This window comes from Amycolatopsis orientalis DSM 43388 (assembly GCF_000411975.1).
Taxonomy (GTDB): Bacteria; Actinomycetota; Actinomycetes; order Mycobacteriales; family Pseudonocardiaceae; genus Amycolatopsis; species Amycolatopsis orientalis_D.
The window spans coordinates 142,726-166,849 of record NZ_ASXG01000182.1; the positions used below are offsets into that span (position 1 = coordinate 142,726).

The 24,124-nt window shown below is 69.0% G+C and carries 23 protein-coding genes; 9 read left to right on the top strand and 14 right to left on the bottom strand.

What is annotated here, in order from left to right; genetic code table 11:
• Positions 1–76: 76 nt before the first annotated feature.
• Positions 77–640, top strand: coding sequence for a TetR family transcriptional regulator (locus tag L942_RS38005; RefSeq protein ID WP_037369574.1), 564 nt, complete (start codon positions 77–79; stop codon positions 638–640).
• Here L942_RS38005 and L942_RS38010 read toward each other — a convergent pair whose 3' ends face one another.
• Both L942_RS38010 and L942_RS38015 read right to left on the bottom strand, forming a co-directional pair.
• Entirely contained in the window at positions 641–2,071 is a 1,431-nt protein-coding gene (locus L942_RS38010) for an amino acid permease (protein WP_037369577.1), read from the bottom strand.
• A 9-nt stretch (positions 2,072–2,080) separates the two neighbouring features.
• Complete coding sequence (locus L942_RS38015; RefSeq protein ID WP_037369579.1) at positions 2,081–3,223, bottom strand: aminotransferase class V-fold PLP-dependent enzyme; 1,143 nt, start codon at positions 3,221–3,223, stop codon at positions 2,081–2,083.
• A 258-nt stretch (positions 3,224–3,481) separates the two neighbouring features.
• On the opposite strand from L942_RS38015, the gene L942_RS38020 reads away from it, so the two are divergent.
• Together L942_RS38020 and L942_RS38025 are read left to right on the top strand one after the other, a co-directional pair.
• Positions 3,482–4,279, top strand: a complete 798-nt coding sequence (locus L942_RS38020; protein WP_051166524.1) for a cyclase family protein — start codon at positions 3,482–3,484, stop codon at positions 4,277–4,279.
• On the top strand, positions 4,276–5,904 hold the full coding sequence (locus L942_RS38025; RefSeq protein WP_037369582.1) for a thiamine pyrophosphate-binding protein: 1,629 nt from the start codon (positions 4,276–4,278) through the stop codon (positions 5,902–5,904). The genes L942_RS38020 and L942_RS38025 overlap by 4 nt, the downstream gene beginning before the upstream one ends.
• On the opposite strand, the gene L942_RS38030 is transcribed toward L942_RS38025, so the two are convergent.
• The 4 genes from L942_RS38030 to pdxH form a co-directional block, all read right to left on the bottom strand.
• Positions 5,864–7,237 (bottom strand): APC family permease, encoded by a 1,374-nt coding sequence (locus L942_RS38030; RefSeq protein ID WP_037369584.1) that lies wholly within the window; start codon positions 7,235–7,237, stop codon positions 5,864–5,866. The two genes, L942_RS38025 and L942_RS38030, sit on opposite strands and share 41 nt — an antisense overlap.
• A gap of 46 nt (positions 7,238–7,283) precedes the next feature.
• Positions 7,284–7,844, bottom strand: a complete 561-nt coding sequence (locus tag L942_RS38035; RefSeq protein WP_037369587.1) for a DUF3558 domain-containing protein — start codon at positions 7,842–7,844, stop codon at positions 7,284–7,286.
• A 37-nt stretch (positions 7,845–7,881) separates the two neighbouring features.
• Positions 7,882–9,159 (bottom strand): MFS transporter, encoded by a 1,278-nt coding sequence (locus L942_RS38040; RefSeq protein ID WP_037369712.1) that lies wholly within the window; start codon positions 9,157–9,159, stop codon positions 7,882–7,884.
• Between the two features lie 419 nt (positions 9,160–9,578).
• Complete coding sequence (gene pdxH, locus L942_RS38045; RefSeq protein ID WP_037369590.1) at positions 9,579–10,244, bottom strand: pyridoxamine 5'-phosphate oxidase; 666 nt, start codon at positions 10,242–10,244, stop codon at positions 9,579–9,581.
• 246 nt (positions 10,245–10,490) lie between these two features.
• Here pdxH and L942_RS38050 point away from each other — a divergent pair, with 246 nt between their 5' ends.
• Positions 10,491–12,167 (top strand): purine-cytosine permease family protein, encoded by a 1,677-nt coding sequence (locus L942_RS38050; protein WP_037369592.1) that lies wholly within the window; start codon positions 10,491–10,493, stop codon positions 12,165–12,167.
• Here the strand turns inward: L942_RS38050 and L942_RS38055 are convergent.
• Genes L942_RS38055 through L942_RS38080 form a run of 6 tightly spaced genes read right to left on the bottom strand, consistent with a single transcriptional unit; the run spans position 12,132 to position 16,573 of the window.
• Complete coding sequence (locus L942_RS38055; protein WP_037369595.1) at positions 12,132–12,860, bottom strand: urease accessory protein UreD; 729 nt, start codon at positions 12,858–12,860, stop codon at positions 12,132–12,134. The genes L942_RS38050 and L942_RS38055 overlap by 36 nt on opposite strands.
• Entirely contained in the window at positions 12,857–13,558 is a 702-nt protein-coding gene (gene ureG / locus L942_RS38060) for an urease accessory protein UreG (RefSeq protein ID WP_037369597.1), read from the bottom strand. The genes L942_RS38055 and ureG overlap by 4 nt, the downstream gene beginning before the upstream one ends.
• The gene (locus L942_RS38065) at positions 13,548–14,234 is read right to left on the bottom strand and encodes an urease accessory protein UreF (protein ID WP_037369599.1); all 687 of its coding nucleotides are present in this window, start codon (positions 14,232–14,234) and stop codon (positions 13,548–13,550) included. The genes ureG and L942_RS38065 overlap by 11 nt, the downstream gene beginning before the upstream one ends.
• Entirely contained in the window at positions 14,234–15,955 is a 1,722-nt protein-coding gene (locus tag L942_RS38070; RefSeq protein ID WP_037369600.1) for an urease subunit alpha, read from the bottom strand. The genes L942_RS38065 and L942_RS38070 overlap by 1 nt, the downstream gene beginning before the upstream one ends.
• Positions 15,955–16,260 carry an urease subunit beta gene (locus L942_RS38075; protein WP_037369602.1) on the bottom strand — a complete coding sequence of 102 codons (306 nt, stop codon included), beginning with the start codon at positions 16,258–16,260 and terminating at the stop codon, positions 15,955–15,957. The genes L942_RS38070 and L942_RS38075 overlap by 1 nt, the downstream gene beginning before the upstream one ends.
• 10 nt (positions 16,261–16,270) lie before the next feature.
• Complete coding sequence (locus L942_RS38080) at positions 16,271–16,573, bottom strand: urease subunit gamma (protein ID WP_037369604.1); 303 nt, start codon at positions 16,571–16,573, stop codon at positions 16,271–16,273.
• A 464-nt stretch (positions 16,574–17,037) separates the two neighbouring features.
• Between L942_RS38080 and L942_RS38085 the strand changes: the two genes are divergently transcribed.
• Entirely contained in the window at positions 17,038–18,177 is a 1,140-nt protein-coding gene (locus tag L942_RS38085) for a citrate synthase 2 (RefSeq protein ID WP_037369606.1), read from the top strand.
• 52 nt (positions 18,178–18,229) lie between these two features.
• Here L942_RS38085 and L942_RS38090 read toward each other — a convergent pair whose 3' ends face one another.
• Complete coding sequence (locus tag L942_RS38090) at positions 18,230–18,811, bottom strand: TetR/AcrR family transcriptional regulator (RefSeq protein WP_037369608.1); 582 nt, start codon at positions 18,809–18,811, stop codon at positions 18,230–18,232.
• A gap of 14 nt (positions 18,812–18,825) precedes the next feature.
• Positions 18,826–20,532 (bottom strand): SDR family oxidoreductase, encoded by a 1,707-nt coding sequence (locus L942_RS38095; protein ID WP_037369714.1) that lies wholly within the window; start codon positions 20,530–20,532, stop codon positions 18,826–18,828.
• Positions 20,533–20,684: 152 nt separating this feature from the next.
• Between L942_RS38095 and L942_RS38100 the strand changes: the two genes are divergently transcribed.
• From L942_RS38100 to L942_RS38115, 4 genes are read left to right on the top strand one after another with little or no spacing between them, the layout of a single operon-like run.
• Complete coding sequence (locus tag L942_RS38100) at positions 20,685–21,524, top strand: ABC transporter ATP-binding protein (protein WP_106965186.1); 840 nt, start codon at positions 20,685–20,687, stop codon at positions 21,522–21,524.
• Positions 21,521–22,336, top strand: coding sequence for an ABC transporter permease (locus L942_RS38105; protein ID WP_037369612.1), 816 nt, complete (start codon positions 21,521–21,523; stop codon positions 22,334–22,336). The genes L942_RS38100 and L942_RS38105 overlap by 4 nt, the downstream gene beginning before the upstream one ends.
• On the top strand, positions 22,315–23,502 hold the full coding sequence (locus tag L942_RS38110) for a sensor histidine kinase (RefSeq protein ID WP_235079629.1): 1,188 nt from the start codon (positions 22,315–22,317) through the stop codon (positions 23,500–23,502). Before L942_RS38105 ends, L942_RS38110 begins: the two co-directional genes overlap by 22 nt.
• A complete protein-coding gene (locus L942_RS38115; RefSeq protein WP_037369617.1) occupies positions 23,499–24,122 on the top strand; it encodes a response regulator in 624 nt (207 codons plus the stop codon). The genes L942_RS38110 and L942_RS38115 overlap by 4 nt, the downstream gene beginning before the upstream one ends.
• Positions 24,123–24,124: the final 2 nt, after the last annotated feature.

A 24,124-nucleotide genomic window follows, 5' to 3' on the forward strand; every position in this document is an offset into this window, starting at 1 on the left:
CCGAAAGGTGATGACGCAGTGAGACATCAACAGTAGCAGTGATGACCCACTGAGTCATCACTGCTAAACTCACCCCATGCCGCGCTGGGACCCCGAAGCCAAGGAGCGGCTCCGCGCGGCCGCGCTGGAGCTGTTCGCCGAACACGGCTACGAGAACGCCACCGTCACCCAGATCACCGAGCGCGCCGGGCTGACCCGTCGAACGTTCTCGCGGTACTTCGCGGACAAGCGCGACGTGCTGTTCGCTGGCTCCGAGCAAGTCCCGGACGCGATGGCCGACGCCGTCCGGCGCGCCGACCCCGCACTCCCGCTGTTTCCCGCGCTGCTGGCGGCGCTCGTCGACGCTGGCGATTTGTTCGCCGGCCTGGTTTCCCATGCCGCGCAACGGCGCGCGATCATCGCGTCCAGTCCGGAACTGCAGGAACGGGAGCGCACGAAACTGGCGGCCGTCACCGCCGCGGTTGTCGAAGCGTTGCAGGAACGCGGCGCGACCGAATCGAGCGCGAAGATGCTCGCGCAGGTCGGCGTCGCGATCTTCCAGACCGCGTTCGAGCGATGGACCGAAAAGCCCGAGGACACGGATTTCGCCGCGCAAATCCAGCAGGCGGCAGCCGAACTCGCCGCCCACCTCGTCCCGTGATCAGGCTTTCTCGCGGACCAGCGTCGAATCCTCCAATTCCGCTTCCGCGACCCGGTTCGCGCGTCCGGTCATCCGCAGCACCAGATAGGCCACCACGAGCAGGACGAAGAACGGAATCCCGAACTTCCACGCCGGGTCGAGTCCTTCGATCCAGAACGTCGAAACCAGTACCGTGGCGAGGAAAGCGATCACCACGACGTTCACCACTGGCGCACCCCACAACCGCACTGGCGACGGCGGCAGCCCGGCACGGCGGCGACGGACCCGGAACGCCAGGTGCGTCACCAGAATGATCATCCACACCACGAGCGCGGCGAAGATCGAAATGCCGAAGAGCACGAGATACGCGCTGGAATCGGAATTCTTGGACAGAATGGTCGCGATCACCAGGCCCGCGGTGGAGAGCACGAGTGCGTTGCGCGGAACTCCGGATTTGGTCAGCCGCCCCGCCCAGGACGGGGCGAACCGGTGCTCAGCGAGGGAATGCAACATCCGCGTGGTGAGGTAGAGGTTGGTGTTCGCGCTCGACAACGCCGCGGTCAGGACGACGAAGTTCATGATCGTCGCCGCGGCCGGGACTCCCGCGGCCTGGAACACGCGGACGAACGGGCTGGCCGTGATGGAACCGCCTTGGCCGGTCACCGTCCACGGCACCACCAGCACGACCACCAGCATCGCCGCGACGTAGAAGACGGCCAGCCGCACCACCATCGCCCAGGCCGCGCGCGGGATGTCGCGAGTCGGGTTCTCCGATTCCGCCGCGGTCACCGAAACCACCTCGGTGCCGATGTAGCTGAACAGCACGAACACCATCGCCAGCAACAGCCCGGACACGCCGTTCGGCAGGAATCCGCCGCCGGAACCGAGATTCGCGAAACCGGGCGCGGGCGACTTCGGCAGGCCGAAGAACACGAGAATCAGGCCGAGCGCGACGAACACCAGGATCGCGCACACCTTGATCATCGCGAACCAGTACTCGAACTCGCCGAAAATGTGCACCGCCGCGCCGTTGACGACGATCACCATCAGCGAGAACACCGCGACCGGCACCCACAGCGGAATCCGCGGCCACCAGAACTGGACGTACACGCCGGCCGCGATGGTCTCCCCGCCGATCGCGATCACTTGCATGGCCCAATACGCCCAGCGCACGACGAACCCGCTGCCCGCGCCGAGATACTTGTGCGCGATGCTGCCGAACGCGCCCGCGGCCGGGTGCACCACCACCATTTCCGCCAGCGCCCACGAAATCGCCAGCGCGACGAGTCCGCAAAGGACGTAGGCGAGCACGACGGCCGGCCCGGCGTGCGAGATCGCCAGGCTCGAGCCGAGGAACAGACCGGTGCCGATGGCCCCGCCGATTCCGATCATCGTCAACTGCCTGCTGCGCAGCCTCCGCTGCAACCGGCTCGGGGACGGGGACTCGGCCATGTCTGCTCCCTACTGGCTCGCCCGGTGCTCGGCGATCGCCGCGATGACGGCGTCGAGATCGGACTCGACGTTGTAGTAGTGCAAGGACATCCGCAGCACGTCGCCGCGGGCACTGCAGACGATCCGCCGCCCGGCGAGAAACGCCGCCAGTGCGTCGGGATCGCGGTCCGCCAAGGCGACGAGCGGACCGCGCCGCGCGTCGTCCAGCGGGGACCGGAGTTTCTCCCCCGCGTCGAGCAACCGCTGCTGCAACTGCCCGGTCAACCGTCCAATGTGGTCCCGAATGCGGTGCGCGTCCACCTGGTGCAGCAACTTCAGCCCGGCGACCGCGCCGTACGCGGACGGGATCGACGGCGTCCCGGTCTCGAAGCGGCGGGCGTGCTCGGGATAGTCGAGGTGCCGCGGGTCGAATTCGAACGGGTTCGTCCGGCCGAACCACCCGGTCAGCGGCGGGGAAACCTCGTCGCGCACGCCCGGCCGCACATAGAGGAACGCGATCCCGGAGATGCCGAGCAGATATTTCAGGCTGCCGCTGACCAGATAATCGCAACCGAGTTCGGTGACATCGACCGGCTCGACGCCGAGGCCCTGGTATGCGTCGACAAAGCTTCGGGCCCCCTTTTCCCTTGCCAGCGCGGCAACTTCGCGGACCGGGAAACGGAGCCCGTTGGCGTAACTGACCAGCGGGACAGACACCAGTCGCGTCTGCTCGGTGATCAATGCGGCGTAATCCTCGGCGTCGACCAGTCCGTCGTGGTGCGCGACGAACCGAACGTCCGCGCCGCGGCCTCGCTGCGCCAGCCAAACGTGGGCCAGCGACGGAAATTCCAGGTCGGTCGTGACAATTTCCGGTCGCCGCGCCCATGCCTGCGTGGACGCCACCTGATACGCCCCTTCGGACGCGGAGGGCACGACGGCGATGTCGTCCGCGTCCGCACCGATCAGCTGCGCGAACAAGGCTCGCGCCTCGGCGACCTTCGCCATCCACCTGTCCCACGGCGCCCCGTGCTCGCGGATCGTGTGCTGGAACTCGAGAAGCTCAGCGGTCAGCGCGTCCGAGAGCGCGCCCTGACTGCAGCTTGCGAGGTGCACCGAGTCGGCGAAGGCGGGAAACCGCGCCCGGAACGCGGCTGGGCTGGGCTGGTCGGTCACGACACTCCGTTCCGTAACTGGCGGGCGCGGCCGCGGAACCGGTCCGCTCGCCACCGTAATGGCGTGAGCACCGTGCGTCGATGCTCGCTCCGACACCGGCCTCCGGACTCCCTGGTCGAGCTTCCGCGTTCACCCTGACTGATCGTTGGCGGCTATTCCGTCAGCGCCGCTGAAACCGGTACTGTAGATAGGGCCTTCCGCGCTGTCAACGACCGTCAAGGATCCGCAATAGCGCCCCGCGACCGAGAGGACGCACCGATGAGCATCCCCGCCGACACCGGGGTCGACCAGCTCCTGGCCCAGCTGGCCGACGGCCGGCTGCAGGTCGTCGACCTCACCAACAAGCTCAGCGCCGCCACCCCGACGCTCCGGCTGCCCGAGCCGTTCGCGAACCTGATCGACTTCAGCCTCGAACCGGTCAGCGAGTTCGACGATTCCGGGCCGCTGTGGCGGCACCACAACATCCACACCGGCGAGCACATCGGCACCCATCTCGACGCTCCGAGACACTGGATCTCCAACCGCGACGGCGCGGACGTTTCGGAGCTGCCGGTCGGCAGACTGATCGGACCCGCGCACGTCCTCGACATCTCCGCGCGCGTTGCCGACAATCCAGACTTTCTGCTGGAAATCGAGGACATCCAGACGTGGGAAGCCGAGCACGGTCCGTTGCGCCCGGGCGGTTGGCTGCTCGTGCACTCCGGATGGGACCAGTACGCGCAGGACCGCGACGCGTTCCTCAATTTCTCCGACGGCACCAGCCACACCCCGGGAATCTCGGCGGCCGCGGCGAAATGGCTTGCCGAGGAAACGCCGATCGCCGGCTACGGCGTGGAAACCGTCGGCATCGACTCCGGGAACGGTTTCGCGCTCGACCCGCCGATGCCCGCGCACCACCATTTGCTCGGCGCGGACAAATACGGCATCACGTCGTTGCAGAATCTCGGCTCGCTGCCGCCGGCCGGCGCGCTCGTCGTGGTCTGCCCGCTGCCGATCGTCGGCGGGACCGGCAGCCCGGCGCGGGTGCTCGCGGTGACGCCGGGAGTTCAGTCGTGAATGTCGCCCAAGCCGTCGGGATCGCGTTGGCGCGGTTCGGCGTCCGCAAGGCGTTCGGCGTGGTCGGGAGCGGGAACTTCCACTTCACCAATGGCTTGCTTCAGGGCGGGGCCGAGTTCGTCGCCGCCCGGCACGAGGGCGGCGCGACCACGATGGCCGACGCCTACGCGCGGTGCAGCGGCGAGGTCGCGGCGGTGTCGGTGCATCAGGGTTGCGGGCTGGGCAACGCGACCACCGGGATCGGCGAAGCGGCGAAAAGCCGGACGCCGCTGGTCATCGTGACCGGCGAGGCAACTGACCCGCTGTCGAACTTCCACATCGACCAGGACGCGCTGGCTCGGTCCGTGGGGGCGAGCAGCATTCTGGTGCGGTCCGCGGAAACCGCGCTGGCCGACGTGCGCCGAGCGTTCACCCAAGCTCGACGTGATCGACGGACTGTCCTTTTGCGACTCCCGCTGGAGGTGCAGGCCGAGCCGTTCGACGAAAGCCTCCTCGAGGGGCTGGCCGCGATCGAGCCACTGCCGCAACCGCGTGCCGCGCAAGCGGAGGTACAGGCGCTAGCTTCGCTACTGCAGCGCGCCGAGCGTCCGGTATTCCTTTGTGGACGCGGATCTCGCGCCGCCCGGACGGAACTGGTCGAACTGGCGGACCGTTGCGGAGCGTTGCTCGCCGAGGGCGCGGTCGCGAAAGGACTGTTCGCCGGTGAACCGTGGGCGATCGGAGTGTCCGGCGGGTTTTCGTCTCCGCTGACGACCGAGCTGATCCAAGGTGCGGACGTCGTCGTCGGCTGGGGTTCGGCCCTCAACGACTGGACCACCGCGCACGGCCGGCTGCTTTCGCCGGGCACCGCACTGGTGCAGGTCGATCTGGAGTCCGCCGCGCTGGGCCGTAACCGGCCGGTGGATCTGGGCATTGTCGGCGACGTCGCCGGTACCGCCGCGGCGGTGGCCGAACTGATCGAGGTCCACAGTGGATACCGCAGCGACGAGCTCAACGACCGGATCTCCCGGGAAATCCGTTGGCGCGACTACGAATACGAAGACGCCGGGACCGCCGAGGTCATCGACCCCCGTACGTTGTCCGCCGCGCTCGACGACCTCGTTCCGGCCAACCGGGTCGTCGGCGTCGATTCCGGGAATTTCATGGGCTATCCCACGATGTACCTCGACGTCCCGGACGAGAACGGGTTCTGCTTCACCCAGGCGTTCCAGTCGATCGGCCTCGGACTGGCGACCGCGATCGGCGCGGCGCTCGCCCAGCCGGACCGTTTCCCGGTCGCGATGTGCGGCGACGGCGGATTCCTGATGAGCATCGCCGAACTGGAAACCGTCGTCCGGCTCAAGCTGCCGATGCTGATCGTCGTCTACAACGATCACGCCTACGGCGCCGAGGTGTACTTCTTCGCACCTGGCGGACATCCAGCCGACACGGTGACCTTCCCGGACACTGACCTCGCCGCGATCGCCCGCGGTTACGGCTGCGACGCGGTCACCGTCCGCGCCAAGGAAGACCTCGACGAGGTGGCGGGGCGGGTCGCCGCCGGACTCGACCGTCCGCTGGTGGTCGACGCGAAAATCGCCGGGTTCAGCGCTTGGTGGCTCCAGGCCGCGATGACGCACCACTGAGCATCCGCTTCACCAGGAGGTTCACCACCCACAGCACGACGCCGACGGCGAGCAGGATGCCCGCCACCTGGTAGTCCTGCGCCGGGCGACCGGACAGCGGGCTGACCAGGTAGAGGCAGAACACCGCGGCCAGCACCGGCACCGCCGTCGGCGCGCGGAAATGCTTGTGCGGCACCTTGTCCTTGCGCAGCACCAAAAGCGCGACATTGACGATGGCGAATACCACGAGCAGCAGCAACGCGGTCGTCCCGCCGAGCGCACTGATGTCCACAAAGGACACCAGACCGATGGCGATGGCGCTGGTGAAAATGATGGACACCCACGGCGTCCGACGGGTCGGATGCACGCGGCCGAACACCGGCGGCAGCACGCGTTCGTTCGCGAGGCCGTACAGCAGCCGGCTGGCCATCAGCATGTTGATCAGCGCGGAGTTGATCACCGCGAAGAGGCCGATGGCGGAGAAGATCTCCCGCGGGAAGCCCGGCGCGCCCACGTCGAGCACCTTCAGCAGCGCGTCGCTCTTCGCTCCCGCCAGCTCGGCGGCCGGGACCAGCAGCGACGACGTCACCGAGACGAGCACGTAAATCGTCGCCGCGATGACCATGCCCCACAGCATCGCGCGCGGGAAAATCCGCACTGGGTCATGGCATTCCTCTGCCATGTTCACCGAGTCCTCGAAGCCCACCATCGCGAAGAACGCCAGCGACGTCGCCGAGGAGATGGCCACCAGCCAGGTCTTGTCCGCGGTGTCGATCTCGACCAGCCGGGACGGTTCGCCGTCCCCGTTCAGCACCGCCCACACGCCGACGCCGATGATGATCAGCAACCCGGACAGCTCGATGCAGGTGAGCACGACATTGGCCTTCACTGATTCGCCGACGCCGCGGAAGTTGATCAACGCCAGCAGGAGCACGAACGCGATGCCGACCAGCACCGTCGGCAGCTTCACGAACGCCGCGAGATAGGTCGCGCCGAACGCCACCGCGGCCGACGACGCCGACGTGATCCCGGAGCACATCACCGCGAACGCGACCAAGAAGGTCAGGAACGGCACCCCGAACGCCTTGTTCGTGTACAGCGCCGCGCCGGCCGCGCGCGGGTACTTTCCGACCAGTTCGAGATAGCTGAACGCGGTCAGGAACGCGACCACGAAGGCCAGCAGGAACGGCAGCCACAACGCGCCGCCGACGCGTCCGGCCACCTGCCCGGTCAGCGCGTACACGCCGGTGCCGATGATGTCGCCGACCACGAAGAACAGCAGCAGCTTCGGGCCCATGACCCGCAGCAGCGCCGGTTCGGCGGCCTCGGCCCTGCCCTCGCTCACGTCCGTCATGGGCGGTTAGTGTGCCTTGTCCGGACTTGGACGGAAAGTCCGCCGATCAGGCCTTCGCGACCGCCGTGTGCACGAGCGGGGTCATCATTTCCTTGGTCATCTTGACCGGTCCGGTGTAGTTGACCAGCACCGGAACCCCGTTGGAGACCTTGGCGGCGGCGAGCGTGGCGGTCTTCTGCTCGTCGGTGTAGAAAACCGCGCCGTCCGCGAAGCCCGGCACGTCGACCGCGCCCGGCTTGGCCTTCTTGATCGCGGCGATCATGTCGGCGGGCTTGGCCTTGCGGCCCTCGTAGCGGGTCACCGCGAGCGCGCCGGCGGTCTTGCCTTCGAGGAGGTATTCGCAGCTCGTGGCCTTGCCGCCGTTGCTCGGGTTGTCGTGGGCGGGACCGGCCTTGGAGGTGATGTTCGGGATCTTGATCGCCTTGCTGACGTCGTCGGGCGGCAGCAAGGAGCAGGTGTCGGCGGTCTTGTTCGCGGGCGCGGATGAGGAGGCCGGAGCCTTGCTCGCGGGCGGCGGGGTCGGGGCGGCGGTTTTCTGCTCCCCGGAAGAGCAGGCAGTGAGGACAGCGGCGGCGGAGATCAACAGAGCGATCGGGTAGGCACGCATGTCAGGGCATGCTAGTCCGAATGGAGTAACGCCCTGGTTAGTGCCCCTCTTCCCGCGGAGCGCGGTACCGCCAGAACCCGGGCAGCACGACCAGCGAGGCCACCACCAGCACGATCACCAGCAGGCCGCCGCCGGTGGCCGCGACCTTGGTCCCCCACGCCGCCGCGGACCAGCCGTGGGTGAGATCGGCGATCCGCGGCCCGCCCGCGACGACCACGGTGAACACGCCCTGCAGCCGTCCGCGCATCTCGTCGGTGGTGGCGGTCTGCAGGATCGCCTGCCGGTAGACCGAGCTGACCATGTCCGCGGCGCCGCCGAGCGCCATGAACACCACGGCCAGCCACAGCGCGTGCGCGAGCCCGAACGCCGCCATCGCCGCGCCCCAGCAGCAGATCGCGATGACGACCGCCGCGCCTTGCCGCTGCACCCGGTGCAGCCAGCCGGAGAACAAGCCGATCAGCATCGCGCCCGCGGGCAGCGCGGCGTACAGCAGGCCGAGCGCCGGACCGCCGCCGGGCGGGTCGCCGAACGTACGCTCGGCCATCTCCGGGACCAACGCGCGCGGCATGCCGGCGACCATCGCGATAATGTCGACGACGAACGACGCGAGCAGCACTTTCTGGTGCGCCAGATACCGGAATCCGTCGACGACCGAGCCGATCCCCGCCCTGCGCGCGCCCTCGCCGAGCGGCGGGATCGAGGGCAGCCGCCACACCGCGATCAGCGTGATCGCCAGTGCGCAGACATCCACCAGGTACAAAGTGGACAGTCCGATCACCGGGATCAGCGCCCCGCCGAACAGCGGCCCGAACACCGCGCCGAACGTGGACATCGTGGTGTTGAGCGCGTTCGCAGACGGCAGCAACGCGGCGGGCACCAACCGAGCGACGACCGCCCCGCGCGTAGGCATGTTGATCGCGAAGAACGCCTGGTTCGCGGCGAGCAGCCCGAGCACGAGCCACACCGAGCGCATCCCGGAGAAGGCCTGGAGCCAGAGCAACGCGGAGGTGATCGCGACGCCGTTGTTGGTGACGAGCAGCAGCTTCCGCCGATCGACCGCGTCCGCGATCGCCCCGCCCCACAGCCCGAACACAAGCAGCGGCACAAGCGCGACAGCCCCGGTCAGCCCAACGTAACCGGACGATCCGGTGAGATCGAAAACCTGCTTCGGCACCGCGACCGCAGTGAGCTGCGACCCGACCGCGGTGACCGCGGTGGACATCCACAGCCGCCGAAACGCCGGAATCTTAAGCGGACGAGTGTCAACGACGATCCGGCCGAGGAGCTTGCGAGCCCCGGTACGGGGCGGGCGTATCCCCGGTTCTGAAGTCACGAGCTATCAGCTTAGCTGCGCTAACGAACTTGGCGCAGGTGATTTTCCCCGCATGCTGGTCGCGCCGGATTTCGGAACGGCCGGACGCCAGTTGGCAGGCCAGTTCCGGAGCGCCCCCTCCCCACCGCCAACCGCAGCCACTGCACCCTACGACCGAGGCACGCACACCACCCCGCACCCCGCCATACCAACGCGCAGCCACCCCACTCAACTCACCAAGGCAGCCAGCCCCCGCCCTGCACCCCGATACGAAGCCTCCCTGCACAATCAAGCTTCGGGGTGCCCACGCCCCTCACCAAAGCAATGTCGCCGCCAGGCGACGAGCCGCCCACGCACAAACCAAAACAGAAACGCCGCCCCCAGGACCAACCCCAGGAACGGCGTCCAAACCCACCCAAACCTCACGGAGCCAACCGCTCCACGTGCCACCCATCGTGGGTCCGGTGGAACCGAAGCCGGTCATGCATCCGGTCCTCCCGCCCCTGCCAGAACTCCACGAAATCCGGCCGAATCCGCCAGCCGCCCCAATGCGGCGGGGCCGGAATCTGCTCGACATCGGCGAACCGGCGTTCGATGTTCCGCAGCGCGTTGTCGAGCGCACGCCGCCCTTCGACGACCCGCGACTGCGGCGACGCCCACGCTCCCAGCTGCGAACCGCGCGGGCGCTGGGCCCAGTAGGCGGCCGTCTCGTCGGCGGTGACCTTCTCGACCTCGCCGCGGATCGTCACCTGCCGGTGCAGCGGGTACCACGGGAAGGTGGCCGACGCGTAGCGCGTCGCCGTCAGGTCATGGCTCTTCGCCGACGTGTAGTTCGTGTAGAAAACCACTCCGCGTTCATCGAAGCCCTTGCACAGCACCGTCCGCGAGGACGGCCTGCCTTCGACGTCGGCGGTCGCGAGCACCATCGCGTTGGGTTCCGCGAGTGCTTCGGACACCGCCTGGCTCAGCCAGCTTTCCAGCTGATCATGCCACGTGGCCGCGAGCGCGGACTCGTCAAACGGCGCGCTGTCGTAGGCCACCCGCATGCCAGGCAGCCGCACGACCGCCTCGTCGATCTCCGATGTCATCCGGCCCAACCTCCGTTACCCCTGGTGAGGGTGTCGAATCACGGCTATCCAGCGACGGTATTGGCTCGCCGGTCGCGGCGAAACCCACCGAACGGTGACTCCTGCCACGCCTGGCCCGCCATCGGGCCGTAACCGCAGGACGCCGAGTTGTAACGCGTCGTTCACGGGCTGGTCCCTGATCGATACAGGCCGCACCTACCTTTCGACCTGCTCCGGCACCCGTCCCCAGTCACGGAGGCAGGCCAGATGACCGAAACTCTGTCCGAACGCGACGACACGCGAAAACCACAACGCACCTACGCCGCGCTCGCCGCCAACGAAAACCGCGAGGACTACTCACTGCGCTTCGCCGCGCAATCGTTCCGGCGCTGGTCGCCGTTCGTCGTCGCGACGACCGCGCTGGGCGGGATCGCCTACCTCGCCGACTTCGCCATCGGCGCCAGCATCGTGCTGTCCTACGGCTTCACCTCGGGGGTGCTCGCCATCCTGGCCGCCGCGGTGGTGATCTTCGTGACCGGCATTCCGATCGCGCGGGCCTGCGCGACCTACGGCGTGGACATGGACCTGCTCACCCGCGGCGCCGGATTCGGCTACTTCGGGTCCACCCTCACCTCGCTCGTCTACGCCAGCTTCACCGTGATCTTCTTCTCCCTCGAGGGCTCGATCATGGGCCAGGCGTTCCAGCTGGCGCTCGGCATTCCGCTGCCGGTCGGCTACTTGCTGGCGACGCTGATCGTGCTGCCGTTCGCGCTTTACGGGATGGGCGCGGTCGCGAAGATGCAGACCTGGACGCAGCCGCTCTGGATCGCCGGGCTGGTGCTGCCGTTCGTGGTCGTGCTCGTCCGCGAACCCGGACGATTCGCCGATTTCGCGACGTTCGGCGGCATCGACGGCGCGGGGTCCGGATTCTCCGCGGTCGGTTTCGGGTTCGGCATGGGCATCGCGCTTTCCTTGATCGGACAGATCGGCGAGCAGGCCGACTACCTTCGTTTCATGCCCGCGAAGACGGCGGAGAACAAGCGCTCGTGGTGGGCCGCGGTGCTCTCCGCCGGGCCAGGCTGGGTCGTGCTCGGCGCGGCGAAGCAGATCGGCGGTGCGCTGCTGGCCTTCCTGGCGCTCGGCGTCGTGGGCAAGACCGCGGCGCTGGAGCCGATCGCGCCCTATCTCGAGGCGGTGCGCCCCGCGCTCGGACCGGCCGCACTCACCTTCGCCGCGTTGTTCGTGGTGGTTTCGCAGATCAAGATCAACACGACGAACGCCTACTCCGGCTCGCTGTCGTTCGCGAACTTCTTCTCCCGCGTGCTGCACCGCCATCCGGGCCGCGCCTGGTACGTGCTGGTCAACTGCGGGATCGCGCTCGCCCTGATGGAATTCGGCGCGTTCGGTTTCCTGAACAAGATCCTCGGCTTCTATTCGAACGTCGCGATCGCCTGGATCGGCGCGGTGTGCGCGGACCTCGTGATCGCGAAACCGCTCGGCCTTTCCCCGCGCTACATCGAGTTCAAACGGGCTTACCTGCACAAGATCAACCCGGTCGGCTTCGGTGCCATGCTGATCGCGTCCGGCGTGTCGATCGCGGCCTACTTCGGCGCGTTCGGCGAGCTGCTCGCGGCGTTCAGCCCGCTGCTGGCGATGGTGATCGCGGTGGCACTCGTCCCAGCCCTCGCGGTGGCCACCCGCGGCCGGTACTACCTGGTGCGGCCCAACCTCGTTTCCGGCCCCGAGGCCGGCCAGGACCTCACCGCCACGCACAACTGCTCGGTCTGCGGCGAAGCCTACGAACTGCCGGACATCGCCGACTGCGCCAACCAGGGCGGTGCGATCTGCTCGCTGTGCTGCACGCTCGACCGCAGCTGCCACGACATGTGCCGCACAGCCGGCCCGGTCTCACTGCCCGAGCCGACTTTCCGCAACGCCGGATAGACCGAAGCTCAACGCGGTCACCACGTCCGGACCGACCGCGGTCGTCAGGGCGCCGCCCGCGGCGAGCGGGGTTCGCGACCACCACGGTCCGGACTCCGCGGGCCGCGGCGGTCCGCCGAACTCCAGCTCGGTCACCAGCACCCGATGCCCGGCCAGCACCGCGAGGCTCGCGTCCAAGGGAGCGTCGCCGACGGTCTGCGTCTGCCGCAACGCCGGGACTCGGCCGCGGGTCACGTGCACTGTCGAGGACAATCGGCCCGGACGTTCGCCTTCTCGGCCGAGGACGAGAACTTCCCGCGTCTGGAACCGGGCGTCCGCGGCCAGGTCGGCGCGCAGCACGGCGACGTGCTCCGCCCGGGCGGTGACGACGGTCGGCTCCGGCAGGTATTCGAAGGAACCGCCGTCCTCGACGAGCACCTCCACTGTGGACAGACTGGGCACCTCCCGCAGGCCAGGCAACGCGAGGGTCGCCGCCACCCCGGAGAGTTTCAGTTGCGCCCCTGCCTCGACGCGAATCTCCAGGTGCAGTTCATCCCCGCCGAGCGGGGCGGTGGCCGAGTTGACCAGGTGCACCATCGCGTCCGGGCCGCGCTGCCGACGCGGGACAAGGGTCAGCGGTGCCATCGACTTCAGTTCTCGCAGCACCGTCCGCCCGCCGGCGAGGGCGGCGACCAGGCGGGCGTGCGCCTTCACCCCTGCCGGACCGGCACCAGCGAGCGCACCCAGTCCGCCACCGCCGGAGCGTCCGGAGTGTCCACTAGGGACTGGGTGAACACCGGCAGCTCGCCTCGCATGTGGTGGGCGTCCGAGGTCATCACGGTCAGGTCGGCGCCGACCAGCGGGGCGAGGTCGGTTTTGTTGATCACCAGCAGGTCGGCCGTGGTCACCCCGGGACCGCCCTTGCGCGGCACCTTGTCCCCGCCCGCGACGTCGACCACGAAAATCTGGCTGTCGGCCAGTCCGCGGCTGAACACGGCGGTCAGATTGTCGCCACCGCTTTCCACGATGACCAGCTCCAGGCCGGGAAACTTCTCTTCCAGCCGCTCCACCGCGTCGAGGTTCGCGGTGATGTCGTCGCGGATCGCGGTGTGCGGGCAGGCGCCGGTCTGCACCGCCTCGATCCGTTCCGGGTCCAGCACGCCCGCTCGGCGCAGGAAGTCCGCGTCCTCGGTCGTGTAGATGTCGTTGGTGACCACGGCCAGGTTCACCTCGTCGCCGAGCGCGCGGCACAGCGCGGCGGTGAGGGCGGTCTTGCCGCTGCCGACCGGGCCGCCGATGCCGATCCGGTACGCCCGGCCGGCGGTCGGCGCGGCGTCGTAGTGATCCGGTTCGGCGGCGGTCGGGTCGAAGTTGACCGCGTGAAAATGCCCGTGACCGTGTTCAGCTGGCAAAGAGACGCACCTCTTCCTGGTGATGCCGAGCGTGTTCCTCGGCGAACAGATCCAGCGCCGGCGACGCTGGCGCGGGTAACTCGGCCGGATCGGCCCCGGCGGTTTCGGCGGCCTGGCCGCTCACTTCACGCAACGGTCCGGCAAGCCGCGCGACCACCGCGTTCACCGCGAACGGGTCCAGCCCGAGCAGCCGAACCGCCGCACTCGCCGGACCGCTCACCGCGAGGTAGGCGACCGCCATGGCCGCGTCGAACGGGCTGCCGCCGCTGATCCCGACGAGCGCGCCGGTGATGACCGGATGGTGCGGGCGCGGAGTCTCGGCGAGCAGCTGGGACAGCACAGGGGACGGCCACGCCGCACGTCCGGCTCGCGCCGTGCCCCGGCCTTGCGCGCGCGACGCTTCCCGCTGCGCGAGCGACGGCGTGCGGGCGTCGAGTTCCTGATCGAGCCGTCGCCAATGGACCCGCTCGACGGCTCGGGCCGCGGCGTGCGCGGAAGCAGCGGCGAACGCGGCGGCGAGGAGGCCCGCGGTACGCAACCGTCCAAAAAGGAATCCCGGCAGGTCGCGTTCGGACCGGACGAGTCCCCGCGCGGCCGCCTCTTCGAGGCCGCCGGAATGCACGTGTCCGCCGCCCGGGAACCGGGAGTCGGCGAGAATGAGGGCGGCCGGATCCATCAGAATAGGAAATACCGTTGGGCCATTGGCAAATCGGCCACTGGATGCGGTTCGATCAGCTCTCCGTCCACGCGCACGGCGAAGCTGTCCGGATCCACCCGCACCCGCGGGGTCGCATCGTTCAGCACCATGTCCGCTTTCGTCCGGCGGCGGGTGTTGGCGACCGCGACCAACGGCCGGGTGATGCGGAATCGGTCCGCCACCCCGGAATCCACTGCCTCCGGTGCCACGAAATGCAGGCTGGACGCGGCCGCCACCGCGGGTGCGGCACCGAACATCGGCCGCGCGAGCACCGGCTGCGGCGTCGGAATCGAAGCGTTCGCGTCCCCCATCGCCGCCCACGCCGGGAAGCCGCCCTTCAGCACCACGTGCGGGCGCACGCCGAAAAACTTCGGCTCCCACAACACCAGGTCGGCGAGTTTGCCGATCTCGACCGAACCGATCTCCGCGTCCATACCGTGCGCGATCGCCGGATTGATCGTGTACTTCGCGACGTAGCGACGGGCGCGCACATTGTCCGCGGCGCCGTCGCCGGGAAGCGCGCCGCGCCGGCCTTTCATCACGTGCGCGGTCTGCCAGGTCCGGATGATCACCTCGCCGATCCGCCCCATCGCCTGCGCGTCGGAACTCATCATCGAGATCGCACCGAGGTCGTGCAGCACGTCCTCGGCGGCGATCGTGCTCGGCCGGATCCGGCTTTCCGCGAAGGCGAGGTCCTCGGGCACCGATGGGTTCAGGTGATGGCACACCATCAGCATGTCGAGATGCTCGTCGAGAGTGTTGACCGTGTGCGGCCTGGTCGGATTCGTCGACGAGGGAAGGAAGTTCGCCATCCCGGACACCTCGATGATGTCCGGCGCGTGCCCGCCGCCCGCGCCCTCGGTGTGGTAGGCGTTGATCGACCGGCCGCCGATCGCCTCCACAGTGGACTCCAGGAATCCGGCCTCGTTGAGCGTGTCGGTGTGGATGGCGACCTGCACGCCGGATTCGTCGGCGACGGTGAGACAGGCGTCGATCGCGGCCGGCGTCGAACCCCAGTCCTCGTGCAGCTTGAACCCGCCGGCTCCGGCCGCCAGCTGCTCCCGCAACGCCTCGTGCCGGACCGTGTTTCCCTTTCCCAGCAGCAACACGTTCACCGGCTGACCGTCCATTGCGGACAGCACCCGGCCGAGATTCCAGGCACCGGGCGTCACAGTGGTCGCCTTGGTGCCCTCGTTCGGTCCGGTGCCGCCACCGACCAAAGTGGTCAGCCCGGCCGCGAGCGCGGTGTCGACCAGCTGCGGGCAGATGAAATGCACGTGGCAGTCGATGCCGCCCGCGGTGAGGATCTTCCCGTTGCCCGCCAGCACTTCCGTGGACGGGCCGATCACCAGCGCCGGATCGACTCCGTCCATGGTGTCCGGATTACCCGCCTTGCCGATGCCGACGATGCGCCCGTCCCGCACCCCGACGTCGGCCTTGACCACGCCCCAGTGGTCGAGGATCACCGCGCCGGTGATCACCAGATCCGGCGCTCCCTCAGCCCGGGTGGCCAGGCCCTGGCCCATCGACTCGCGGATCACCTTCCCGCCGCCGAACAGCACCTCGTCGCCGCTGCCGCCGGGACCCATCGACCGGTCCTCGGTCACCTCGATCAGCAGATCGGTGTCCGCGAGCCGGATCCGGTCGCCGGCGGTCGGGCCGAACAGTTCGGCGTAGCGGACGCGGTCGATCTCCGGCATCAGAACTCCCCGGCGTATTCGGCACGCAGGCCCGGCACCCGCCGGTGTCCGCTGAGCGGCACCAGGTCGACCTCGCGGTCGATGCCCGGCTCGAACCGCACCGAAGTCCCGGCAGGCACGTCGAGCCGATGCCCGCGGGCGGCTTCGCGATCGAACTCCAGCCCGGGATTGACCGCGGCGAAGTGGTAATGCGAACCGACCTGCACCGGGCGGTCGCCGAGATTGCGCACGCGCAGCCGCACGCGGGCCCGCCCCGGATTCAGCGGCACCGGCTCGTCGCCGGGAATGATCTCGCCTGGCCGCAAGAATTCCTCCTCAAGCAATCGGTTCGTGCACCGTGACGAGCTTCGTGCCGTCTGGAAAAGTGGCCTCCACCTGCACGGACTCGACCATTTCCGGCACCCCGGCGAGCACTTGCTCGCGGGTGAGGACACCGCGCCCGCCCGCGGCCAGCTCAGTGACCGTGCGGCCGTCGCGGGCGCCCTCCAGGACGTAGTCGGTGATGAGCGCGACGGCTTCGGGATGATTGAGCCGAAGACCGCGTTCGAGCCGTTTGCGAGCAACGTCCGCCGCGACGTGGACCAGCAGTTTGTCGCGTTCCTGCGGGCTCAGGTGCATGGCCAAGGTCTACCACCGGAGCAGCCGCTCCGCCTGATTCGGCAACACAGTGTTTACGTGGCGAAGACAGCGCGGGTTCGCCGGACCCGAGGGGAATTCGGGCCAGCCGGGGACGATTCCGCGCTCCATCGGCACCCAGCCACTTCCGGAGCACAGCCGGTGCTCCCCGCCCTCACCGAGCGTGACCGCCACCCATCCTCGGCAAGCCGGGGTTCACCTCGAGTCCACCGGGGTACCAGTCTGCGTCCACCTCACTGGACGGGAGAAAGTGGCGTGCGGGGCTCACCTGGACTGAATCGTTCTCGTAATCGTGACCGAAACCACCACATCTTCCGTTGCCCCAGCCGGGCAAAGGGAGCATGGTTTGTCCCACCGTGCGATGAGGCGCGCAAGGAGCCAGCGTGTATCCCGTCCGCGCGTGCACAACACAGCCGGGGAATGCGCATCGAAAGGGTTCGCGAAGAGTGACTACCTCCACGATCAGCAAGACCAACGAAGCCGACGACGGGTTCCGGCCGGGGCTTGAAGGCGTCGTCGCGTTTCGGACCGAAATCGCCGAACCCGATCGGGACGGCGGGGCGCTGCGCTACCGCGGCGTGGACATCGAGGACCTCGCCGGGAAGGTGACCTTCGGCGACGTATGGGGCCTCCTGGTCGACGGCCGGTTCGGGACCGGGCTTCCGCCCGCCGAGCCGTTCCCGCTTCCGGTGCACACCGGCGACGTCCGGGTCGACGTCCAGGCCGCGCTCGCCATGCTCGCCCCGATCTGGGGGTACCGGCCGCTGCTCGACATCTCCGACGCCGACGCGCGCGACCAGCTCGCCCGCGCTTCGGTGATGGCGCTGTCCTACGTCGCACAGTCCGCGCGCGGCATCGGCCAGCCCGCGGTGCCGCAGTCGCGGGTCGACGAGGCCAAATCGATCACCGAGCGCTTCATGATCCGCTGGCGCGGCGAGCCGGACCCGGCGCACGTCAAGGCGGTCGACGCGTACTGGGTTTCCGCCGCCGAGCACGGCCTCAACGCCTCCACCTTCACCGCGCGCGTCATCGCCTCCACCGGGGCGGACGTGGCGGCGTCGCTGTCCGGCGCGATCGGCGCGATGTCCGGCCCGCTGCACGGCGGCGCCCCGGCGCGCGTGCTGCCGATGATCGAGGAGGTCGAGCGCACGGGTGACGCCCGCGCGCTGGTCAAGGGCATCCTCGACCGCAAGGAGCGGCTGATGGGCTTCGGCCACCGCGTGTACCGCGCGGAGGACCCGCGGGCCCGCGTACTGCGCCGCACCTGCAAGGAACTGGGCGCCGAACGCTACGAGGTGGCCGCCGCGCTGGAGCAGGCCGCGCTGGCCGAGCTGCGCGAACGCCGTCCGGACCACCCGATCGAGACCAACGTCGAGTTCTGGGCCGCGGTGATCCTGGACTTCGCGAAGGTGCCGCCGCACATGATGCCGGCGATGTTCTCCTCCGCGCGCACCGCCGGCTGGGCCGCGCACATCCTGGAGCAGAAGCAGACCGGCCGCCTGGTCCGTCCGTCGGCGAAGTACGTCGGGCCCGGCCCGCGCACGCCGTCCGAGGTCGAGGGCTGGGACAGCGTCACCAAGATCTGAGCCACGTCCGTGAAGGGCTCCTTGAGGGAAGCTAATTCCCTCAAGGAGCCCTTCACGGCTTTGCGGCCAGGTGCGCGTCCGTGGCGGCGAGCATCGCGGTGAGCTGATCGACCAGCCAGCCGTCCAGGGTTTCCCTCGGGACGGTGCCCTCCTGCAGCCACGACAGCAACGCCCCTTCGACCACCGCGGTCCAGCAGCGCAGCGTCAGCAGCACCAACGGCGACGGTTCGGGCAGAGCCAGCGCTTCCAGAATCAGTTCGACCGCCCGGTTGCGAACCTCGTCGATCGCCGCGTCCGTCTCCGAAGTGGCGATGACCGAACCGCTGCGCAGCAACGCGACATAGCCTTCGCGGTAATGCGCGGCGACATCGACCAGGCCGCGCACCGCCGCGCGCAGCCGTTCTTCCGGCGCGCCTTCTTCCAACGTCGCGAGCCGGTCGACCAAACCGTCGGTGACCGTTCGCAGCGCCTGCATTTGCAGTTCCCGCAGGCTGGGGAAATACCGGTAGAACAATGGCCGCGACACCTCGGCCCGCGCCACGATGTCGTCCACTGTGACCAGTTCCGGAGCCCGGGTGCCGAATAGGTCCAGCGCCGCCGCGATCAGATCGTCCCGCCGGGCCTGCGCGGTCATCCGACGCGGACGGCTCACGGCGTGACGTCCAGTTTCGCCGCCGCGCGCAGCAAACCCGGCGTCAGTCGCGAAAGGACCAGCGCGACCTTCGCTTCCGGAGTGGACGGTTGGATCGCGACGTTCTTCTCCACCGCACGCAGAATGTCGCGCGCTACTCGTTCCGGACCGAAATTGCGCCGGGCGTAGAGCTTCGACGATTCCTTCTGCCGCCGCTTCTCCTCCACCTCGTCCACGCCGACGAACCTGGTCGTCTTGGTGATGTTGGTATTCACCAGCCCCGGGCAAACGGCTGTCACCCCAATTCCGTCGGCAGCCAGTTCCGCGCGCAACCCGTTGCTCAACGCGAGCACGGCCGCCTTCGTGGTGCCGTAAGCGGTGAGAATCTTCGACGGCAGATAAGCCGCGGCCGAAGCGAGGTTGACGATCTGCCCGCCCTCAGCGCGTTCCTTCATCATCGGCGCGAACGCGCGGCACCCGTGGATCACGCCCCACAGGTTGACGTCCACGACCTTCTCCCAGTCCTCGATCGTCGTGTCGAGGAACGGGCCGGACATGCCGATTCCGGCGTTGTTCACCACGATGTCGGGCACGCCGAACTCTTCCCGCACCTGCGCGGCGAACCGGGCCACCGCCTCGCCGTCCGAAGAGTCCACTGTGTACTCGCCGGCGTCGGCCCCGCGCTCCCGCACGAGTTTCGCGGTCTCCGCGGCGGAATCGCCGTTGATGTCGCTGACGACGACGTCGGCGCCCTCGGCCGCGAACGCCAGCGCGGTCTCCCGGCCGATCCCGCTGCCCGCGCCGGTCACGACCACCAGGTGGTGCGCGAAGCGGCCGCGGCCGCCACCGCCCCGCGCCCGCCGCAGCGCGCGCGATTCCTCCCCGGTTTCCACCGACGCGATCAGCTCCGCCGCCGCGGCAGCCACCACTTCCGGGTTCGTCCGGGTGATCCAGTGCGACCCGATCACGCGCCGGACATACAGATCCGGCACCCAGCGCTCGACCTCGGTCTGCAGCGGCGTGGTGACGTACGAATCGCCGGTCGGCGCGAGCACCTGCACCGGGATCTCCGCCGGACGCGGGCGCGGCCGGGAAAGCCGCGGCCCCATGTTCGCCCGGTACAGCTTCAGGCCGTGCACGCCGTCGGCCGTCTTCGGCGACGACTCGGCGGGCTCCAGCTTCCGGATCATCGTGCGCATGATTCCCGTGCGCCACAACAGTTCCGGGATCAGCGGCACCTGGAACGCGACGATGTAGTACGAGTGCAGGAACTGCCGCAGCGCGTGCCCGAGACGACGCGGCGTCGGCCGGGTCAGCTGAGCGCGGAACCAGGTGCCGGCGTGGTCGAGGCTGGGCCCGGAAAGCGAGGTGTACGAAGCGATCCGGCCGCGCAACCGGTCGCCGGTGACCGCGTGCCACGCCTGGATCGAACCCCAGTCGTGCGCGACGAGGTGGACCTTGCCGGACGGCTGCACTTTGTCGACCACCGCAGCGAGGTCGTCGGCGAGCTGGTCCAGCCGATACGCTCGGCGCGCTCGCGGCTTGTCGGATTCGCCCGCGCCGCGCACGTCGTAGACGACCACCCGATGCTCGCGGCGCAGCTCCTCGGCGACGCCGTCCCACATCGAGCTGTTGTCCGGGTACCCGTGCACGAGCACCACTGTGGGCCCGTCCGGGTTGCCGCTCACCCGGACCGAAAGGCGGACTCCGTCGCTGGCAGTCACCTGCTTGTGAGACATCTTGTCATGTTAGACAACTTGTCAACAGCGACCGACGTGGTTCCACGGGAAACCAGCGTGTCCACCGTTCGACGGACAGCCGGATTCCACTGCCCGGACGTCCCGCGGGCCGCCCTGCGCGGCGCACGCTGGACGCCATGAGCACAGCAGTGCGAGTGCGCGGACTGCGCAAGGAGTACCCGGGCCACCTCGCCGTGGCCGGGATCGATCTCGACATCCCCGACGGCGAGGTGTTCGCCCTGCTCGGACCGAACGGCGCGGGCAAAACGACGACCGTCGAGGTCCTGGAGGGGCACCGGCAGCGGACGGCGGGGGAAGCGACCGTCCTCGGCGAGGACCCGGGTACCGCGGGACGCGCGTGGCGCGCCCGCCTCGGCATCGTGCTGCAGACGGCGACCGACGCGGCGGAATTGACCGTCGCCGAGACCGTGCGGCACTTCGCGAAGTACTACCCGAATCCGCGGGATCCGGAGGAGGTGATCGACCAGGTCGGGCTCACCGCGAAGGCGGGCGCGCGGGTGAAGTCGCTGTCCGGCGGGCAACGCCGCCGGGTGGACGTCGCGCTCGGCATCGTCGGCCGTCCGGAACTGCTGTTCCTCGACGAGCCGACCACCGGCTTCGACCCCGAAGCACGACGGCAGTTCTGGACGCTCATCGACGGGCTCGCCCACGAGGGCACCACGATCCTGCTGACCACGCACTACCTCGACGAGGTCGAGGCGCTGGCCGACCGGCTCGCGGTGCTCGCCCGCGGTTCGGTCGTCGCGGAGGGGACGCCGGCGACGCTCGGCGGCCGCGAGCGCGCCGAGGCGGTCGTGCGCTGGCAGGACGAACGCGGCAGGCACGAGGAACGCACGCCGTTCCCGACGAAGCTCGTCTCGCAACTCGCCGCCGACCACGGGGAACTCGCCGGGCTGACCGTGACGCGCCCCAGCCTGGAAGACGTCTATCTCGACCTGATCGGGGAGCAACCGTGACCACGACAATGGCCCTGCCGGGAACGGCGCGCCTCGGCCTCGCCCGCGGCGGGCTCGAACTGCGGCAGTTCTTCCGCAACCGCGAGCAGGTGGTGTTCACCTTCTCGCTGCCCGCGGTGCTGATGATCCTGCTCGGCTCGATCCTCGACGGCCCGACCGCGCAGACCGGGATCTCGTCCGGACAACTGCTCGCCGCCGGGATGATCGGCGCGGGCATCGTGTCGACGTCGTTCAACAGCGTCGGCATCGGCATCGCCGCGGACCGCGAAATCGGTGCGCTCAAACGCTTGCGCGGCACGCCGATGCCCTCGGCGGCCTATTTCCTCGGCAAGATGGTGATGGTCGCGGTGACCAGCGTGTCGCAAACCGTCCTGATGGCCGCGGTGGCGATGCTGCTGTTCCGTCTCGAACTGCCGTCGGATCCGGCGAAGTGGCTGACCCTGGTCTGGGTGCTGCTGCTCGGGATCGTGTCCTCGACGCTGCTGGGCATCGCGATCAGCTCGGTCACCCGCACCGCGAACGGCACCGTGGCGCTGGTGCAGCTGGTGTACTTGGTGCTGCAGTTCATTTCCGGGGTGTTCGTCACGCCGATCACGCACCTGCCGAGAATCATGGTCGACGTCGCGTCGTTCTTCCCGCTGAAATGGATCTGCCAGGGCTTCCGCTCGGTGTTCCTTCCGCCGGAGGCCGCGACCCAGGAAATGGCGGGGACATGGGAGCTTCCGAAGGTGGCGCTGGTGCTGGCGGTGTGGTGCGTGGTGGGCCTGGTGCTCGCGAGGGTGACGTTCCGGTGGACGAACGAAGCGAAGTGAACCAAGCCGACGCGTGGGAGCGGTCGTACTGGTCCTGGGAGGTGCTGTTCGCGGTCGCCTACGTGGCGACCGCCCTCCTGGTGCTCTTCAACGACGGCTCGGCGGCGGCGAAGATCGTTGCCGAGGCGGCGCTCGGTGCGATCGCCGTCGGGTATCTGGGCACTGGACGGCGGCTGGTGCACGGCGAGGACAACGAGACTGCCCGCGCGGTCGCGGCCGGCGTGCTGATCGCGTTGAGCGCCACCGCGATCCTCGCCACCACGTCGGCGAGCTTCGTGCTGTTCCTCGCCTGCCCTTTGCTGTTCATGCTGCTGGATCTGCGGCCCGGAGTGGTCGCGACGACGCTGCTCATCCTGCTCGAGCCGGTCTCGGCGGTGCTGAACAGCGGATGGAACGGCCAATTGCTGTCGATCCTGCTGCCGATGACCGCGATCCTCGTCGTGTTCAGCGTGCTGGCCGGGAAGTTCACCAGCGACGTGCTGAAACAGAGCCATGCCCGCGCCGAGCTGATCCGCGAACTGGAGTCCAGCCAGGCCGAGGTCGCGCGGCTGTCGCGCGAGGCGGGCACCGCGGCCGAACGCGAACGGCTGGCGCGGGAAATCCACGACACGCTCGCCCAGGGATTCACCAGCATCATCACGCTGACCCAGGCGATCGAGTCCGAACTGGACACCGATCTGTCCACAGTGCGCAGGCATCTCGCGCTCGCCGGCCGCACCGCGCGGGAGAATCTCGCCGAAGCCCGCGCGATGGTCGCCGCGCTCGCACCGTCCGATTTGGCCACTGGTTCGCTGCCGGAAGCCGTGCGGCGGCAGGCAGACCGGCTCGCCGAGGAACTCGGTGTTCCGGTGGAGTGCGCAGTGGACGATGCCCTGCCGCCACTGTCCACTGCGGTCGAGGTAGTGCTGCTGCGGGCGGCGCAGGAGGCACTGTCGAACGTGCGCAAGCATTCGGGCGCGACCCGGGTGCGCGTCCGGCTGTCCGCTGTGGACGGAGCGATCCGGTTGCGGGTGGCGGACAACGGGTGCGGCTTCGCCCCGGACGCCGATCCGGCCGGATTCGGGTTGCGCGGCATGCGTTCGCGCGCCGAGCAGGTCGGCGGCACCCTGGACGTGCGGACCGGCGCGAACGGCGGCACCGAACTGGAACTGGAGGTGCCCGCGTGATCACGATCATGCTGGTCGACGACCATCCCGTGGTGCGCGAAGGGCTGCGCGGCATGCTCGAAGCCGAGGACGACTTCACAGTGGTGGGCGAGGCCGGTTCCGGCGACGAGGCGGTGGCGCTCGACCGCGTGAAGCAGCCCGACGTCGTCCTGATGGACCTGCGCATGCCCGGTCTCGACGGGGTCGGCGCCATCCACGCGATCCTCAAGGAGACGCCCGCTAGGCGGATCGTCGTGCTCACCACCTACGAAACCGACGCGGACATCCTCCGCGCGGTCGAGGGGGGCGCGTCGGGATACCTGCTGAAAGACGCGTCGCGCGCGGAGCTGGCCGGGGCGATCCGGGCCGCGCATCGCGGCGAGACCGTGCTGGCGCCCTCGGTCGCGGGCAAGCTCGTGCACCGGATGCGGAACCCGGAACCGGTGTCGCCGCTGTCCGCACGCGAGGTGGAAGTGCTGCGGCTGGTCGCGAAGGGCCACACCAACGCCGAAATCGGCCGTGAGCTGCACATCGGCGAGGCGACGGTGAAAACGCACCTGCTGCGGGTGTTCTCGAAGCTCGGCGTTTCCGACCGCACGGCAGCGGTGACGACGGCGCTGGACCGGCAGCTGCTCGGCTGAGC

Excerpts from the sequence above, each read along its gene's own strand:
- L942_RS38030 (WP_037369584.1), bottom strand. The coding sequence starts at position 7,237 with ATGACGGACGTGAGCGAGGGCAGGGCCGAGGCCGCCGAACCGGCGCTG.
- L942_RS38080 (WP_037369604.1), bottom strand. The coding sequence starts at position 16,573 with ATGCACCTGAGCCCGCAGGAACGCGACAAACTGCTGGTCCACGTCGCG.
- L942_RS38020 (WP_051166524.1), top strand. The coding sequence starts at position 3,482 with ATGAGCATCCCCGCCGACACCGGGGTCGACCAGCTCCTGGCCCAGCTG.
- L942_RS38035 (WP_037369587.1), bottom strand. The coding sequence starts at position 7,844 with ATGCGTGCCTACCCGATCGCTCTGTTGATCTCCGCCGCCGCTGTCCTC.
- L942_RS38090 (WP_037369608.1), bottom strand. The coding sequence starts at position 18,811 with ATGACCGCGCAGGCCCGGCGGGACGATCTGATCGCGGCGGCGCTGGAC.
- L942_RS38005 (WP_037369574.1), top strand. The coding sequence starts at position 77 with ATGCCGCGCTGGGACCCCGAAGCCAAGGAGCGGCTCCGCGCGGCCGCG.
- L942_RS38070 (WP_037369600.1), bottom strand. The coding sequence starts at position 15,955 with ATGCCGGAGATCGACCGCGTCCGCTACGCCGAACTGTTCGGCCCGACC.
- pdxH (WP_037369590.1), bottom strand. The coding sequence starts at position 10,244 with ATGACATCGGAGATCGACGAGGCGGTCGTGCGGCTGCCTGGCATGCGG.
- L942_RS38050 (WP_037369592.1), top strand. The coding sequence starts at position 10,491 with ATGACCGAAACTCTGTCCGAACGCGACGACACGCGAAAACCACAACGC.
- L942_RS38100 (WP_106965186.1), top strand. The coding sequence starts at position 20,685 with ATGAGCACAGCAGTGCGAGTGCGCGGACTGCGCAAGGAGTACCCGGGC.
- L942_RS38065 (WP_037369599.1), bottom strand. The coding sequence starts at position 14,234 with ATGGATCCGGCCGCCCTCATTCTCGCCGACTCCCGGTTCCCGGGCGGC.
- L942_RS38010 (WP_037369577.1), bottom strand. The coding sequence starts at position 2,071 with ATGGCCGAGTCCCCGTCCCCGAGCCGGTTGCAGCGGAGGCTGCGCAGC.